At 74.8% G+C, this 16,024-nt stretch carries 12 protein-coding genes; 6 read left to right on the top strand and 6 right to left on the bottom strand.

What is annotated here, in order from left to right; translation table 11 throughout:
• Positions 1 to 24: 24 nt before the first annotated feature.
• Positions 25 to 2,544, bottom strand: a complete 2,520-nt coding sequence (gene fxsT, locus DVR05_RS11070; RefSeq protein ID WP_116245772.1) for an FxSxx-COOH system tetratricopeptide repeat protein — start codon at positions 2,542 to 2,544, stop codon at positions 25 to 27.
• 256 nt (positions 2,545 to 2,800) lie between these two features.
• Between fxsT and fxsA the strand changes: the two genes are divergently transcribed.
• Positions 2,801 to 2,983: an FxSxx-COOH cyclophane-containing RiPP peptide gene (gene fxsA / locus DVR05_RS11065; protein ID WP_116245771.1), complete on the top strand. Its 183-nt coding sequence runs from the start codon at positions 2,801 to 2,803 to the stop codon at positions 2,981 to 2,983.
• Between the two features lie 376 nt (positions 2,984 to 3,359).
• Positions 3,360 to 5,063 carry an ATP-binding protein gene (locus tag DVR05_RS11060; protein WP_116245770.1) on the top strand — a complete coding sequence of 568 codons (1,704 nt, stop codon included), beginning with the start codon at positions 3,360 to 3,362 and terminating at the stop codon, positions 5,061 to 5,063.
• Between the two features lie 433 nt (positions 5,064 to 5,496).
• On the opposite strand, the gene DVR05_RS11055 is transcribed toward DVR05_RS11060, so the two are convergent.
• Positions 5,497 to 6,954: an MFS transporter gene (locus DVR05_RS11055; RefSeq protein ID WP_116245769.1), complete on the bottom strand. Its 1,458-nt coding sequence runs from the start codon at positions 6,952 to 6,954 to the stop codon at positions 5,497 to 5,499.
• Positions 6,955 to 7,288: 334 nt separating this feature from the next.
• On the opposite strand from DVR05_RS11055, the gene DVR05_RS11050 reads away from it, so the two are divergent.
• The gene (locus DVR05_RS11050; protein WP_116245768.1) at positions 7,289 to 7,708 is read left to right on the top strand and encodes a pyridoxamine 5'-phosphate oxidase family protein; all 420 of its coding nucleotides are present in this window, start codon (positions 7,289 to 7,291) and stop codon (positions 7,706 to 7,708) included.
• A 62-nt stretch (positions 7,709 to 7,770) separates the two neighbouring features.
• Here DVR05_RS11050 and DVR05_RS11045 read toward each other — a convergent pair whose 3' ends face one another.
• The gene (locus tag DVR05_RS11045; RefSeq protein ID WP_116245767.1) at positions 7,771 to 8,901 is read right to left on the bottom strand and encodes an AAA family ATPase; all 1,131 of its coding nucleotides are present in this window, start codon (positions 8,899 to 8,901) and stop codon (positions 7,771 to 7,773) included.
• Complete coding sequence (locus DVR05_RS11040) at positions 8,885 to 9,673, bottom strand: RNA ligase family protein (protein ID WP_116245766.1); 789 nt, start codon at positions 9,671 to 9,673, stop codon at positions 8,885 to 8,887. Before DVR05_RS11040 ends, DVR05_RS11045 begins: the two co-directional genes overlap by 17 nt.
• A gap of 124 nt (positions 9,674 to 9,797) precedes the next feature.
• Between DVR05_RS11040 and DVR05_RS11035 the strand changes: the two genes are divergently transcribed.
• Complete coding sequence (locus DVR05_RS11035; RefSeq protein ID WP_116245765.1) at positions 9,798 to 10,274, top strand: hypothetical protein; 477 nt, start codon at positions 9,798 to 9,800, stop codon at positions 10,272 to 10,274.
• 151 nt (positions 10,275 to 10,425) lie between these two features.
• On the opposite strand, the gene DVR05_RS11030 is transcribed toward DVR05_RS11035, so the two are convergent.
• Positions 10,426 to 11,727: a DUF2786 domain-containing protein gene (locus DVR05_RS11030; RefSeq protein ID WP_116245764.1), complete on the bottom strand. Its 1,302-nt coding sequence runs from the start codon at positions 11,725 to 11,727 to the stop codon at positions 10,426 to 10,428.
• A 421-nt stretch (positions 11,728 to 12,148) separates the two neighbouring features.
• Here DVR05_RS11030 and DVR05_RS11025 point away from each other — a divergent pair, with 421 nt between their 5' ends.
• Positions 12,149 to 13,675: a cytochrome P450 gene (locus tag DVR05_RS11025; RefSeq protein WP_116245763.1), complete on the top strand. Its 1,527-nt coding sequence runs from the start codon at positions 12,149 to 12,151 to the stop codon at positions 13,673 to 13,675.
• Between the two features lie 115 nt (positions 13,676 to 13,790).
• Here the strand turns inward: DVR05_RS11025 and DVR05_RS11020 are convergent, their stop codons facing one another.
• Entirely contained in the window at positions 13,791 to 14,105 is a 315-nt protein-coding gene (locus tag DVR05_RS11020; RefSeq protein ID WP_116245762.1) for a hypothetical protein, read from the bottom strand.
• A gap of 214 nt (positions 14,106 to 14,319) precedes the next feature.
• On the opposite strand from DVR05_RS11020, the gene pgi reads away from it, so the two are divergent.
• A complete protein-coding gene (gene pgi, locus DVR05_RS11015) occupies positions 14,320 to 16,020 on the top strand; it encodes a glucose-6-phosphate isomerase (RefSeq protein ID WP_116245761.1) in 1,701 nt (566 codons plus the stop codon).
• Positions 16,021 to 16,024 lie beyond the last annotated feature (4 nt).

Genomic DNA, 16,024 nt, shown 5'->3' with positions numbered 1-16,024 from the left:
CCCGGACCCCGCCCGCGCGGGCGGTCAGAGCAGCGGCGGGTCGAAGTCGGTGATCATCCGGCCGCCCTGCCGCGCGGTCGACGTGAAGTGGTGCTCCCGGCCCAGCGTCCGCACCAGCGCCGTGTGCGTGGTCTCCGCCAGGGCGTCGGCCTCCTCCGCGGCGCCCTCCTCCCGCAGGTCGAGCGCCAGGTTGGCCGCGCACGCCAGCGTGTTGTGGTGGTCGTCGCCCAACAGCGCGCGCAGCCGGCGCAGGGTGCCCCGGCCCAACCGCACCGCGTTCTTGGTCTCGCCCAGCGCGGACAGGTCGCTGGCCAGGTTGATCGCCACCCCCAACGAGTAGTGGTGGTCCCGTCCCAGCTTGCCGTCCAGGGCGGCCAGCGCCGACTCGTTCATCGCCCGAGCCCGCGACGCGTCACCCAGCAGCCGGTACAGCAGGGCGACGTTGCTCGTGCACCCGTGGTTGTAGGGGTGCTCGGGGCCGTACGCCCGCACGTACCGCAGGTCGGTGTCCTCACCCAGCTCCAGCGCACCCGTCAGCTCCCCGGTCATCCGCCAGATGTTGGTCAGGCACATGGCCGCGGCCAGGGTCTCGGGGTGGTCGATGCCGTACAACCGCAGGTAGCGCGAGTGCACGTCCAGCGCCAGTTCGAGCGCCTCCTCGAACTCACCGGACATGCGGCGCGCGATCGCCAGGTCCATCTGGGTGCGCAGCGTCCTCGGATGCTCGACCCCCAGCTGCTCGCGCCCGTAGGCCAGCGCGTCCTCACCCAGGTCGCAGGCCTCGGTGAAGTCCCCCGCCAGGCGCACCGACAGGGCCAGGCCGTGCCAGAACGACAGCAGGACCGGTGAGCCGGGGGCGGCGCTGCGCCGCTTGTACAGCATGTACGCGCGCTCGTGCCGTGCCTGGGCGCCGGTGAAGTCACTGGTCAGCGCGTAGTCGATGCCCAGGTTGTGCAGCGCGCGCAGGGTGGCGGACTCGTTGGGCCCCAGGGTCTCCTCGTGCAGCCGCAGGGTCTCCTCGTCGTGCTCCCGGGCCCGCCAGAAGTCCCCGCGCGCCCGGTAGTCGGCCCCCAGCCCCGACAGCACGTTGAGGGTCTCGCTGTGGGTGCGCCCCAGGGTCCGGCGCACCTTCGGCAGGATGGCGCGGTTGAGGTCGTGGGCCTCCTGGTAGCGGCCCAGGTCGCGCAGCCGGTTGGCGTACAGGCGCTGGGCCTCCAGCACGTGCGGGTCCTCGTCCCCGGAGTCGGCCACCCACTGGTCGATGAACACGCGCGCGTAGCGGCTGGCGGTCTCGTAGTTGCCGACCACGAACAGGAAGCTGAGCATGCTCAGCGCGAACCTGCGCACCTCGGGGCGGGTGCTCTCCGCCACCCGGGAGGGGCCCACGTGCGGCAGCAGCTCCTGGTAGCGGGACTGCGCCGCGGGGTCGGTCCGGCTCTCCGGGGCGGACGCGCTGAGCAGGGACCACACCTCGGCCCGGATCGAGTCCCGCATCGACTCGTCGAGCTCCTCGCGCAGCAGGGCCTGGATGAGTCGGTGCACCTGGATGGTGCGGTTGGCGTTGTCCAGCCGCACCAGAGCGTACCGCCCCAACTGGCCGACCGCCCGGCTCAGCCGGATGGGGTCGGCCAGCAGCTCCGCCAGCTCGGGCCGGATCTGGCCGCCCTCCACCGGGAAGAACAGGTCGCGCGGGATCGGGTCGGGACCGAAGAAGGCGCAGCAGCGCAGCAGCTCCATCGCCTCGGGCAGGTTCTCCCGGAGCTTGGCCACCGACAGCTGCCAGGCGGCGGTCATCGGCTCCGGGTACTCGGGGGGTTTGCCCTCGCGCAGGAGGGGCCCGGTGCGCTCGGAGAGCAGCCGCATGTACTCGCGCGCCGACATCCCGGTCTCGGACTGGAGCGCCCCGGCCTGCTCCAGCGCCAGCGGGAGGTGGCCGAGCGCCTCCGCCAGCTCGACCGCGTCCTCGACACTGATCCCCCGGGGGATGCGCCGCTTGAGGAACTCCACGCTCTCGTGCGCGGGGAAGACGTTGACCGACACGGTCCTGGCCACCGACTCCCAGCGGTGGTTGCGGGTGGTGACCAGCACGTGCCCGGGTCCCTGCGGGATGACGTCGGTTAGGTCCTCGGGCTCGTCGGCGTTGTCGAAGATCAGCAGCCACCGCGAGTACGGCTCACCCCGCCGCAGCGCGTCGAGGACCCCGTTGGCGGCGTCCTCCACACCGGTCAGTCCGGGGCCGGGCAGGTCCAGGTGCGGGGCCAGGTGGGCCAGTGCCGAGCGGACCAGCCCGGGCTGGTCGGCCATGATCCACCACACCAGGTCGTACTCCTCCCGGTAGCGGTGGGCGTACTCCACCGCCATGAGGGTCTTGCCGACGCCGCCGTAGCCGTGGAGGGTGTGCGGTACGACCGCCGTCACCTGGCCGCGCAGCCCGTCGTACAGGTTCTGGAGCTGCTCGGCGCGGCCGGTGAAGTTCTTGTTCTGCGGCGGGACCCTCCCCCAGACCTTGGGGAAGCGTGGGGAGTGGGGAGTGGAAGCGCTCACGCGATGTCCTCCGGTTTCACATCGTCCCCACCAGGCATTCTGGATCAGTTTTGGAAGATTCCTGGTGTCGAGTCGAGGATTTCGGTCAGCGGGGTGCGGGAACTGCGAATACGAACTCAGAGTAGGCGAAGATGTTAGGGAAGGACAGGCCGGTGGTAGAAACTCCATGGGACAACCGAAGAAACGACAAAGGGAGGCGGACGCCGCGGAGCGTGACCGTATCTCTCCTTTCTCGCTGGTCGGAAGGACATTGTCGATGCCACACGAACACGTCCCCGGGGCGGCCGCCCTGGTGGAGGCGGGCGGCCTGACCCTGCACGACCTGGACGGGTACGGGGAGAGCGCGATCGTGCGGGCGCTGCGATCGGTCCTGGAGCCGGGATCGGGTGCCTCGGAGGCGATCGCCGCGTTCACCAGCGACCCGGACGAGGACGGCTAGAACGCCTCCGCCGTGGCCCTGCGCCCCGCCTCGGACCGGGCCCGTCCCGGGCTTTCCCCGCCCCTGGTCCCGCCCGCCGCCCTCCACCGCCCAGGGGCCGCCGCGCAGCCGGAGGGCCGCCCCCGAAGGACGCCCGCGACGCGGTGTCCGCTCCGTTCGCGCACCCGAACGGCGACCCCCTCGGGCGACCGCCCCACCTCCGGCACAGGGGTCCCTTCGCGACCATTTCCCACACGTGTCGTCGCGGGGGCCGCGAATCTGAAAAAAGCGACGGACAATGACGTCCACGGATGAAAGCGGAACCCGTTCACCGAACCGGGAACGCCGCCGACCCGCGGCGCCGCGGAACCGCTCTCCACGGCTCGGAGCTGATTTCATGGCACGAAACTCCGCCCCTCGGACGCCTCACACGGGGCCGTTCGTCGGCGCGCGGCCCTTCGGCGCCCGCGACCGTCGCCTGTTCCACGGCCGGGCGGAGACGGTGGACGCCCTCGTCCAGGCGTGGACCACGGCGCGGCTGACCGTTCTGCACGGGGACGCCGGGGCCGGAAAGACCTCCCTCCTGCGCGCGGGGGCCGTCCCCGCCCTCACCGACCGGGGCGCCCGGGTCCTGCCGGTGGGTCACCTGCTCCTCGACCCGGCCTTCCCCAGCGCCGTCCTCCCCGAGCAGAACCCCTTCACCCGCGCCCTGCTCGCCTCCTGGAACCCGGGCGGGTTCCCCACCCACGGGCCGGGCACCTCCACCACCGACTTCCTGCGCGACCACGAGCGCGTCGACCGCTACGGCCGCCCGCTGCCCCTCTTCGCCGCCCTCGACCAGGCCGAACTCCTGCTGCGCACCCCGGACGACCCCGGACCGCACCGCGCCGCGCTCGTCGACGAACTCCTCGTCGCGCTGCACGACCACCCCGGGCTGCACCTCCTGCTCACCGTGCGCACCGAGCACCTGGCCGACCTGCGCCGGATGATCGCCGCGCACGGGGCCGACCACACCGAGGTGCGCGTCGGCCCGCTGGACCCCGACACCGCGGTCAGCGCCACCGCCCGCGCCCTGGACACGGCCGGCGTCCGGCACCCCCTGACCGTCGCCGGGCGTCTGGTCGAGGAGGTGCGGACCGTCCCAGGGACGTCCGCCTCCGGCGCCGCCACCGCGGCCCTCACCGACACCGTCGACCCCGTCCTGCTCCAGACCGTCGGCGCGCTCCTGTACGCCGAGGGATCGGACGCCTTCGCCGCGGACGACGTCGACCGCGCCCTCACCGTCCACCTCAGCCTCGTACTGGAGGAGGTCGCCGCCGAGCACCTCGTCCCCCGCGACCTGCCCCACGCCTGGCTGCGCCGCGCCGCGACCCCGGGCGGGCCGGGCGCCCCGGCCCCCGGAGCGGAGGGCGCCCACGACCCCGACCTCACCCGGGGCCTGGTCCACACCCTCCAGGACCGCCACCTGGTCACCCCCGACACCGACGGGACCGCCTACCGCCTGCGCCACCCGCGTCTGGCCCGACCCCTCGCCGACCTGGCCGCCCGCCCCCCAACCGAGCACCCCGAGCCGTGGACGACGGCCCACCGCGTCGTCGTCGCCCGTCGGGCCCACACCCGGGGTGAGCCCGATCTGGCGGGGGAGCACGCCCGGCGGGCGCTGCGGTCCACCCCGCCGCCCCGCCCCCGCGAGCGCGTCCTGCTCACCTCGCTCCTGGGCGACCTCGCCTTCGAACGCGGGGACCCAGCCGTCGCCGCCGCCTACTACGCCGAGGCGGCCGAACTGCTGGAGGCGGTCGGGGACGGCGCCGGCGTGGCCCGGCTGCTCGTGGCCCAGTCGAGCAGCCGGCTCCAGGCGGGGCAGCGCGCCGCGGCGCTCGACGGCCTGCGCGCCGCCGCAGGACGCGCGCACGGGGACCCGAGCCTGCGCACCGGCATCGGCCAGGCCCTGTGGCGCGTCGGGCAGAGCCAGTCCGCCCTCGACCTCCTGGACGCCGTCCTCGTCGGCGACCGGTCGGCCAGCGAGGCCCGACGCACCCGGAACCGGATCCGCGCCGAGCTGACGTCCGCCCGGGGGCTGACCCCACGCGGGAGCTGGTGACCCGACCCGATGGACTCCACCGTGCTGGTCGCGCTCATCACCGGAGCCGTCACGGCCCTGAGCACACTCGGCGCCACAGCGTTGGCCGCCCACCGGGCCGCGCGCACGGAGCGCTGGCGGGCCGAACACGCCCTGGAGGTGGAGCGGACACGACACCTGTTCGACCGGGAGCGCCGCCGCGACCAGGAGCTGCGGTCGCGGTTCGACGACGCGCGCAGGGCGGTGCTCCGCCTCGGCATGTCGGTCCGGGTGGTCACGCACATCCGCGCCGAGGGCCCGCCCCGGCCCGGTGACGAGGAGCTGGCCGACCTGCTGCGGCAGGCCCGCGCCGACAGCCTGGACGCGGTCGTGGCGGTCGAGCGCCTGCGGGGCGTTCTCCCCGAGGGACGGCGCGGCCCGGTCGACGAGCTGCGCGAGGCCACCGACCGGGCCTTCAACCACGTCCAGACACGGACGGGTCAGGTCGGTGACGCCCTGCGGATCCAGAAGGCGCTGGACACGGCCCTGCGGAGGGTGGGGGAGTCGCTGTTCCCGGTGGGGGAGAGGGGCGCGGCGCGCACCGACCCCAGCCGACGGCCCGGACCAGGGTGAGGACCAGGGCGCCCAGCAGGAGCGGCGCGGTGACCGCCGCGGCGGTGGCGCGCACGCCCACCGCCGCCATGAGGTGGCCCCCGCACAGCACACCGAGGGGGAGCGCCGCGCCGGTGACGAGGCGGACGGTGCCGGTGACCCGTCCCAGGAGCTCGGACGGCACGCGCGTGGTGTGGTAGGTGGTCACGGCGACGTTCATGTGCGCGCCGACGAACCCGATCCCGCCCCAGGCCAGGGGGAGGGCGGCCACCAGCCAGCCGGTGTCCGCCCGCCCGACCAGGGCCAGGGGCGCGGTGACCGCGGCCCACGCCCACAGGCACAGGACGACCACGGTGGCGTGGTGCAGACGCCGGACGAGGGCCGTGGCGGTGAGGGAGCCGAGCAGCCCTCCGGCCCCGGTCGCGGCGAGCACCGTCCCGAGCAGGAGGGCGGAGAGCCCCCGGTCGGTGGCCAGGACGACGATGACCAGCCACACCGTCTGGAACAGGGCGTTGGTCGCCGCGCACACCGCCGTGGCCAGCAGAAGGAACCGGTCGTGGCGCAGGTGGGCGAAGCCCGCCGCCGTCTCCCGGCACAGGGCGCCCGCCCGACGCTCCGGTGCGGTGCCCTCCCGGGCGGCCGCGTCCTTCCGCCGGACGGCCTCCGCCCCGGGGGCGGCGCGCAACCGGGGCAGGCGCGCCACCAGGCACAGCCCCACCGCCGAGACCACCGCGTCGAACACGGCGGGCAGCCCGTGGCCCAGACCGAACAGCGCGCCGCCGAGCGGACGGCCGGTCATCTGGGTGGCGTGGGTGCGGGCCTCGTTGCGGGCCGCGGCGGTCGGCAGCCGGTCGCGGGGGACCAGCAGCGGCACGGCGGCCGACGCGGCGGTCGCGTGCAGGGCGGCGCACACGCCGTGGACGGTGGCCGCGGCGGCCAGCAGGGCCACCGGCGCGTCCAGGACCAGGACCGGGCCGACCAGCAGCGCCACGCACACCAGGCGCGCGCACTGGCTGGCGACCATGACGGAGCGGGGGTCGTGGCGGTCGACCACGACCCCGACCGGCACGTACAACAGGGTGCGCGGCACCATCCCGGCGGCGGCGATCCACCCGGCCAGGGCCGGGGAGCCGCTCTGGTGCAGGGCGAGCAGCGGGACGGACAGGGTGAGGGTCATCGAACCCAGGGCGGACAGCGCCCCGCCCGTCCACAGCAGACCGAAGCGGCGCCGCCAGCGGTGGTCGTCCCACGCGCTCGGCGCCGGTCGGGGGCGGGGGGCGGGGGCCGGGCGTCCACCGGTGCGCGCACACGTGTCGGACATCGTTCTCGCAACCGTCGGGAACCTGGACGTCGGAGCCCGTGGGGACGGCCGTGGTGGTCGGCGCGGGCGCCCCTGGGGTCGTCGGTGGTCCCGCCGCCCCTGCGCCGTGTTCGGTGGGTGACTGACGGTGCGGGTGGGCTGCGCTCATCGTAGCGGGAAAGGGGGGCCGTACGTGGCCATCGGGCGAAACGGCACCGCCGGGTCCCGGCCCGGTGGGCGCTCCGGTGACCGGGGCGTACGCCCTCCCGCCACGGGGCCGCCGCAACGGAATTGACCTCAACCGCGGTTGAGGTAACAGACTTACCCTCCGTCCGACCACGACCGAGGGAGCCCCGTGACCGCCCACCCGTCCGTCCCCGCCCCCGACCACCTCACCGACCGCCTGCGCTCGGCCCGCAACGCCTGGATGTGCACCTCGCGCCCGAACGGCTCACCGCACCTGACCCCGGTCTGGTTCGCCCACGTCCGGGACCGCTGGTGGGTCAGCACCGGCCCGGGCACGGTCAAGGCGCGCAACCTCGCCGCCGACCCCCGGGTGTCGCTGGCGCTGGAGGACGGCGACGCGCCCGTCGTCGCCGAGGGCACCGCCACGACGCACACCGACGGCTTCCCCGCCGACGTCGTGGCCGCCTTCCGCGACCGTTACGACTGGGACATCGAGGACGTCGTCGAGGACAGCGGCCGCCCCCACGTCCTGCTGGAGATCGCGGTCCGCCGCTGGCTGATGGCCCAAAGCGCCCCGGAGCCGACCTGACCGCCCGGTCGCCGCCGCCCGCCCCGGCCCCCACCGGTCACGGCCGCACCCCCCGTGCCCGCTCACCGCTGTGACCAGGCGACCGCCGTGACCCGGTGCGCCTCGGTGGCGTCGGGGTACTCCCACCGGCGGACCAGGCGCTCCACCACCGCGGCGGGGACCGGGCGGGCGCGCCGGTCCAACCGGGCGCGCAGGACCCCCGGCGGCGCCTCCAGGGACACGATCTCGACCCTGGCCCGGTACGCGGCGGCCAGGCCGACGCACCGGTCGCGGACGTCACGCGACAGGTTGGTCGCGTTCCACACCAGCGACCGCCCCGCCCGCAGGTGCTCCCGGGCCAGCTCGTGCGCGGCGGCGGCCACCCGCCGCTGCGGGTCGGTGGGCCGTACGCCCATCTCCGCGCGCAGCGCGTCCAGACCCACCACCGGCAGGCCCGCCCGGTGGGCGCCGATCCACGTGTCCTTGCCCGCACCGGGCAGCCCGGACATGACCGTCACCGTCGACCGGGTGTCGTCGTGGGCCGCGTAGTCCGGATCCCGGTCCGGCTTGCGGAAGAACCAGAACCGCGCGTGGTCGGAGGGGAAGTCGCGGGGGCGGTCCAGGCACCGCTGCTCGGCGCAGTACTCGCGGTACAGGGCGATGTTGTCCAGCACCTCGGCGCCGTCACCGCAGCGACGCCCCAGGATGTCGGCGGTGGCCAGCAGCGCCAGGTCGTCGTTGCGCGCGACCAGGCTCACCCGGAAGGCGATCGCGCGCAGGTCGGGGCGCTCCAGGGCCCAGAACGGCACCTGGTGGTGGCGGACCAGCCCGGCGACGTGCTCGCGCCAGTCCACCGTGGCTCCGCCCTCCCACAGCAGACGGCGCGTGATGAGCTCACCCGCGCGCGAGTGCCCGTGGGCGGTGACCCGGCCGTCGGCGTCCCGCCGGGTGCGCGCCGCCTTGCCGACGTCGTGCAGGAGCACGGCAGCGAACAGCCGGACCCGCTCGGGCGCCGGGCGCGCCCGCCACTCGGGCAGCTCCGCCAGGGCCTCGCACGCCATCCGCGTGTGCGTCTCCACGTCGCCCTCGGCGTGGTGGACCGGGTCCTGCTCCACACCCGCCATCTCCCGCACCCACGGCAGAGCCTCCCGCACCGCCGCCCAGTCCAGCGACCAGGCCGGGGGCGCCGGGCACAGCTCATCGAACGGTCGCATGGAGCACCTCCGGGTCGGCCAGGCGGTTGGCGATCAGCGGACGGTCCAGCCAGTGCGTCCCCGAGTCCAGCACGGCGGTGGCGAACTCCGAGCGCACCCACTTGTACCGGTCGACGGTGCGGTCCCCCTCCTCGACCTTGACGTAGAGCCCCTCCATCAGGTCGGAGCCGTCGCTCTCGGCCAGGGCGCGCCCGGGGTCGGCCCCCGCGGCGCGCGCCGCGGCGGCCAGCGCCGACCGCCACCGCGGGGTCCGGCACGTGGAGGGCCCCACCAGACGGGTCAGTTCGGACAGCTCGGACAGCGGACCCGAGTACAGGACCGGGACCGACACCACCGGCGCGCCCGCCAGCAGCTCCCGGCGGCGCGGCGTCGACAGGAAGACCCCCTCCCGCGTGTCCAGGACGTCGAACTCGCAGAAGAAGTGCGGCAGCGCGTCGTAGAACACGGTGTGCTTGGCGTACAGCCATTCGCCGTAGAGCACGTACCGGTCGCCCAGGCGGGGCCACAACCGGTGCGCGACCGTCGCCGCCCAGGCCTTGAACGGCGCGAACTGCCGCTCACGCGGTCCGCCGGTCAGGAAGTGGCCCCGGCTCTGCAACCGCAGTCGTCCCCCGGCGTCGAAACCGATCCCCGCGTTGGCGCCGTCGAGCTTCTCCTCGACGACCAGGTACCGCCCCGCCAGGTCACGGAAGGGCGTGGCCGACAGGTCGTCGTCACCCGGTTGCAGACGCGACCCCCGGATGTGCCGGGTCCGCGGATACTTGTGCAGCATGCGCCCCGTTGTACCGGGACGCCGTGCCCCCGGGCCACCGGTTTTCCCGCGCCGGAGGCCGGGGACGGCTCGGCGCCCTGCGGACCGGCCGGCGATGTCGGCACCGGTTGGTAGGGAGGAGTCCATGGGCTACAGCACCGTGTTCACCGGACACGTCACCGTCACCCCGCCGCTCAACCCCCACGAGGTCGCCTACCTCAGGAAGTTCAACCGGACCCGGCGCATGGACCGCGAGCGCGGCCCCTACCACGTCGAGGGCAGCGGCTTCATGGGACAGGGCGAGGACCCCGACATCCGCCGGTACAGCACTCCCCCCGAGGGGCAGCCGTCCCTGTGGTGCGGATGGACCCCCTCCGAGGACGGCACCCGGATCCACTGGGACGGGATGGAGAAGTTCCACGAGGCCGACGTGTGGATGGCCTACCTCATCGACCACTTCCTCAGACCGGGTGCCCACGCCGCCGCCTACGAGGGCCCGCACCGGCCCGCCGCGTTCGACCACTTCACGTTCGACCACACGGTCTCCGGCGTCATCCACGCCCAGGGCGACGACCCCGAGGACCGGTGGGACCTGGTCGTCACCGCCAACCGGGTCTCCTAGACCGGCCCGGCCGCCCTCCGCTCCCGAGGCCGTCAACCGCCGCGGACGCCCGCACGGCGCCCGTCCCGCCAGACCGGCCCCCGGGGGAAACCTCAGCGTTGCGCGGCAGCGCGTCCGTCACCGCCGTCCGGCCGGACCCCCGGCAGGAGCCTCAGCGCCCCCGGACCGGGCGGCGCCCGCCCAGGGACGCGGCGTCGGCCGCCGCCCGCCCCTCGACCCAGCCCTCCTCGCTGTGGGGGCCGCGCACCCGCGTGTGGGTCAGCTCCCCGAACGCCTCCTCGACCGCGGCCGCCACCTCGCGCTCCCGGGCGGCGAACAACGGCACCAGGTCGGCGCCGGTCTCGGCCGCGGCGGCCGCCGCGGCCGACCGGGCCGACTCCGCGAGCCGCTCACCCACGCGCACCGCGAACGCCGAGACGAACGACGCCCGAAAGTCCCGGTCCGCGGCCCGCCCCGACCGGTCACGCGCCGCCCCGCTGGCCCGCACCGCGCTCTCCGCCTGCACCAGCAGCGACGTGAACATCAACTCGACCGCGTCCAGGTCGGCGTCGAACCCCACCACCGTGCACAGCCCCAGCTCCCGGTGCCAGACCGCCCGGCAGCGGTTGGCCTCGGCGACCTCGTGCAGCAGGACGGCCTTGTGCTCGTCGTAGGGGGCGTCCACCGGCAGCCGCCGGGCCGCCGTCGCGGAGGCCGACCCCCCGGGCTCCTCCTCCAGCAGCGCCCGGTCGATACTGTGCCGGGCCATCACCTCCTGGGCGCGGGCGCTCAACGCCTCCGCCTCGTGCGGGAACTCCGTCGACTCGGCCTTGGCCAGCAGGGCCCGCACCCTCTCCAACCGGGTGCGGTCCACCGACGACGGTGCCCGCGCCGGGGTCCGGCGTCCGGACCGGAAGGCGCCCGGCGGCGGTCCCAGCGTCTGCACGGGAGGCAGCACCCGCAACGCGGCCAACACCCGCAACGCCAGTTCGACGACCTCGAACCGCAACAGGCCGTGCTCGCCCCCCGCGTACGCGAGGTACCCCTCGCCCCACTCCGGGGCCGCCCCCAGATCCCGCACCTGAGCGCTCCACCGGGGGTCCACCGCGGCCGGAGGGTGGCGGCGGTGCTCGGCCGCGACCGCGTCGGCGCACAGGGCCGCGGCCACGTGGCCGAGCTCCCGCCCGACCTGGCGCACCGTCTCGGCGGGCCGCCAGCCACGGGCCCACACCCCGGCCAGCCCCCGCGTCAGGGCGTCCGTCACCGCCAGCCCGGCCGTCTTCGCCCACGCCGGATCCTCGACGTCGGCCAGACGCGCCGCGGCCAGGTCCACACCCCCGCCGTCGTCACCCAGGACCAGCGCGTCCACGGCCCCCGCCACCACGTCGGCGGCCGAGTCCGCGGGCGCGGGACCGGCCCAGGCGTCGGTCCGGGGGGCCGAGGCGCGCCGCCGTCCGCGGTTCTTCTTGCCCACGGTGGTCCTCCCAGGTCGAGGTGGTGGTGGAGCCGACGGGCCATCCTAACCGTGTCGGCCCCGGGCCTCCGCCGCGCTTCGGCCGGTGCTCGGGCGCCCCGAAGGCAGGGTGCTTCCTCCTCGGCTGTGCCTGCCGCTCGTTCCTCGCTCGCGGCTTGCCTCGTCGTGCTGCACCCTGCCGGCGCCCGAGCCGTGTCGGCCCCGGGCCTCCGCCGCGCTTCGGCCCGTGCTCCCCACCGGTCCGTGACACACGCGAAACGCGACCGAAAGACACCGGCGCCGGACACGCCGACGCCACCCGCCGGAGTCCGACTTGAGGGCCGATGTTCCCCGCGGAAAGCCGGAGCTTTCGTCCCGGAATCACGCCGGAAACAATCGCGGCGTAGCGTCGCGGGGCATCCACAGCCACCGAGGAGTCTCCATGCACCAGGGAACCGGATCCGCTGGCCGCGACGACACCCCGGGCGGCCGGGCGGAGGAGGCCCGCTGCCCGATCGGAGGGGCGGGGGCGCTGGCCCTGCACGGCCCCGCCGCGACGGACCTGCCCTGGGACCGGCTCCGGAACCACTACGGCGGCCTCGCCCCGGTCGAGATCAGCCCCGGCGTGCCCGGCTGGCTCCTCCTCGGCTACAAGGAGAACCTCCAGGTCCTGCGCGACCAGACCTACTTCTCCGCCGACCCCCGGCCCTGGAGCGCCTCCGGCGTCGCACCCGCGCGCACCGGCGCGCTCACCCACGACGGCGAGGAGCACCAGCGGCTGCGCACCCCCATCGTCGACGCGCTCGCCCGGGTGGGCACACCCCAACTCGTCCCCGTCGTGGAACGCGCCTCCGTGCGCCTGCTCGCCGCGGTCGCCGCCGACGGCCGCACCGACCTCATCGGCCGGTTCGCGGCCCCGCTGCCCGCCCTCGTGCTCAACGAACTCTTCGGCCTCCCCGACGCCTACGGAAACCTGCTCGCCGACCTCACCGCCCGCCTGTGGAGCGGCGACCCCGCCCGCGCCGAACCGGCGTCGCTGGCCATCCGCGCCTACTTCACCGGCCTGGTCTTTCGCAAACGCGCCGATCCGGGCGACGACCTCGCCTCCCACCTGCTGGGACACCCCCACCGCCTCACCGACGACGAGGCGGTCGAGGCGCTCTCCCTGCTGTGGGAGACCGGGCACGAGCCCACCACCCACCTCATCGGCAACGCCCTGCTCAAGCTGTTGGAGGACCCCGCCGTGTGGACCGCCTACCTGGGCGGCACCCTCACCCCCGAGGACTTCATCGACTACGTCATGTGGACCGACTCGCCGATCAGCGTGCTCGCCGGGCGCTACTCCACCATGGACATCCGCTTCGCCGGGGCCCGCATCCGCCAGGGGGAACCGCTGCTGTTCGGGTTCGCCTCCGCGCACGGCGACCCCTCGGTGACCCGCGGCGGGGACGACGCCATGGCCATGGCGGGCAACCGCTCCCACCTGTCCTGGGGTGCGGGGGCGCACCGGTGCCCGGCCACCGGTTTCGCCCGGGAGTTCGTGCGCACGGCCATCGACACGGTCGTGGACCGGCTGCGCGGTATGGCGCTGGCCGTCGACCCCGCCGAGCTGGCCTGGCGCGGATCCCTGGCCGTGCACGGGCTGCAGGCCCTGCCGGTGCGGTTCACCCCGACCGGGGAACGCGCCGAGTCCGGCCCCGACGAGCGGCCCGGACCGCCCGACCGCCCCCGCTGGATCCGCCGCAGGCGCCGACCGAAGCCCCAGGGGGCCCGCTACCAGGCTCCCCTGGCCCCCAAGGACGAGGCCGCCGAGCCCGGGCCCGCCGTCCGCCCCGCCCCGGCGACCACACCCCGGCCCGCCGCGCCGCGCGCCCTCGGAGCGCGCTACCAGGCGCCGTTCGCCCAGCAGGAGACCGACACACCCGACCCCCTGGACCGGCTTCTGGCCACCTGGCGTCCGAACGGGTAGGGCGGTGCGTCCGGCCACGGCACGCCCGTTCCGGGGGAGGACGACCCCGTGGTTCCGCCGTTCCCGGGGTTCGGGGCCGCCGCGGCGCGGACCCGGAGCGCATCCGGGGTCCGGCTCACTCCTGGCTCCGGCGCACCCTCTCGGCGAACTCCTCGGCCTTGAGCAGCCGGGACAGCTCCTCCCGCCGGGACGCGACCGGGCGGTCGTCGTCGGCCGCCAGCGCGGGGTCGGGGATCTCCTGCCGGACCTCAGCGTCGATGCCCAGGACGTCGTGGTCCTCGATCTCCTCGATGCGGTGCCCGTAGGGGTGGTCGAGCAGGAACTCGGCCACGGCACTGTCCTGGTCGGCCGCGCCCACGTCCATGACGGCGTCCACGTCGTCGATGTCGGCTGAACCGTCCACCGTGAAGTCTTCGGGTTGCTCCGTCACCGGCGGCCCCCTCGCGCTCGCTCCCTCTATCTCGATCATGCCTGGTCGGAGCGGGGGATTCCAGTCGTGGCCCGGCGGAGATCCGTGGTGACGGCGTCCGTCGGGGCGCGGGCGCGGCCGTGAAAGGCTAGGAGGCGCCGCACGCGCGGCCCGGCACGCCGACCGAACACGGCGTGGCGGTCCAAGGATCACACGGACGACGAGGAGCGACCGGATGCCTGGCAGTACGACCCCCCACGGCGCGGTGGACACCGGGGAGCGGGCCCGCCCCGACACCCCGCTGGACCGGCGGGGGGAGTGGGCCGCCCTGGGCGAGCACCGTACCCGGTTCGGCGACACCCACCTGCGCGACCTGTTCGCCGACGATCCCGCCCGAGCGGAGCGGTTCGCGCTGGACGTCGGCGACCTGCACGTCGACTACTCCCGCAACCTCGTGACCGACGAGACCCTGCGCCTGCTCACCGCCCTCGCCGACGCCACCGGCGTGGCCGAGTCGCGCGACGCCATGCTGCGCGGGGACCACATCAACCTCACCGAGGACCGAGCCGTCCTGCACACCGCCCTGCGCGCGCCCCGCCAGGCGGTCATCGAGACCGACGGCCACGACGTCGTCCCCGACGTCCACCGCGTCCTGGACCGGATGGCCGCCTTCGCCGAGCGCGTGCGCTCGCGGAACTGGCTCGGCCACACCGGCCAGAGCGTCCGGCGCGTCGTCAACATCGGCATCGGCGGCTCCGACCTGGGGCCGGCCATGGCCTACGAGGCGCTGCGCCCCTACACCGACCGCGGACTGGAGTTCCGCTTCGTCTCCAACGTGGACGGCACCGACCTGCACGAGGCGCTCGTCGACGCCGACCCCGCCCGCACGCTGTTCATTGTCGCCTCCAAGACCTTCACCACCGTCGAGACGATCACCAACGCCACCGCCGCGCGCGCCTGGCTGGCCGACGGGCTGGGCGTGGACGTCGACAGCGACGCGGTCGCCAAGCACTTCGTCGCGGTCTCCACCAACGCCGAGGCGGTGGCCGGGTTCGGTATCGACACCGCCAACATGTTCGAGTTCTGGGACTGGGTCGGCGGCCGCTACTCCTACGACTCGGCGATCGGCCTGTCCCTGATGGTGGCCCTGGGGCCGGACGCCTTCCGTGAGATGCTCGCCGGATTCCACCTCATGGACGAGCACTTCGCGACCGCGCCAGCCGCCCGCAACCTGCCCTTCCTGCTCGGTCTGCTGGGCGTGTGGTACGGGGCCTTCTTCGACGCCCACAGCCACGCGGTGCTGCCCTACAGCCACCACATGTCGAAGTTCCCCGCCTACCTCCAGCAGCTGGACATGGAGTCCAACGGCAAGTCGGTCCAGCGCGACGGTCGGCCCGTCGCCTGGCAGACCGGGCCGATCGTGTGGGGCACCCCCGGCACCAACGGACAGCACGCCTACTTCCAGCTCCTGCACCAGGGCACCCGGTTCGTGCCGGCCGACCTCATCGGTTTCGCCAACCCCGCCCCCGGTCTGCCCGACGCGCTGGTCCCCCAGCACGACCTGCTCATGGCCAACCTGTTCGCCCAGGGGCAGGCGCTGGCCTTCGGCCGGACCGCCGAGGAGGTCGCCGCCGAGGGGGTGCCCGCCGACCTGGTCCCGCACCGCACGTTCGCGGGCAACCACCCCACGACCACGATCCTGGCCGACCGGCTGAGTCCGTCGGTGCTCGGCCAGCTGGTCGCCCTCTACGAGCACAAGGTGTTCGTGCAGGGCGCGGTGTGGAACGTCAACTCCTTCGACCAGTGGGGGGTCGAGTTGGGCAAGGTGCTGGCCAGGCGGGTCGAGCCCGCCCTGACCGAGGGCGCCGAGGTCCCCGGTCTGGACGCCGCCACGGCCGCCCTGGTGCGGCGGTACCGGGAGCTGCGCGGCCGCTAGGGGT

The organism is Nocardiopsis sp. FIRDI 009, assembly GCF_003386285.1.
Lineage (GTDB): Bacteria > Actinomycetota > Actinomycetes > Streptosporangiales > Streptosporangiaceae > Nocardiopsis.
Note: the sequence above shows the minus strand (reverse complement) of the source record. Positions and strands in the feature narration are given on the sequence as shown.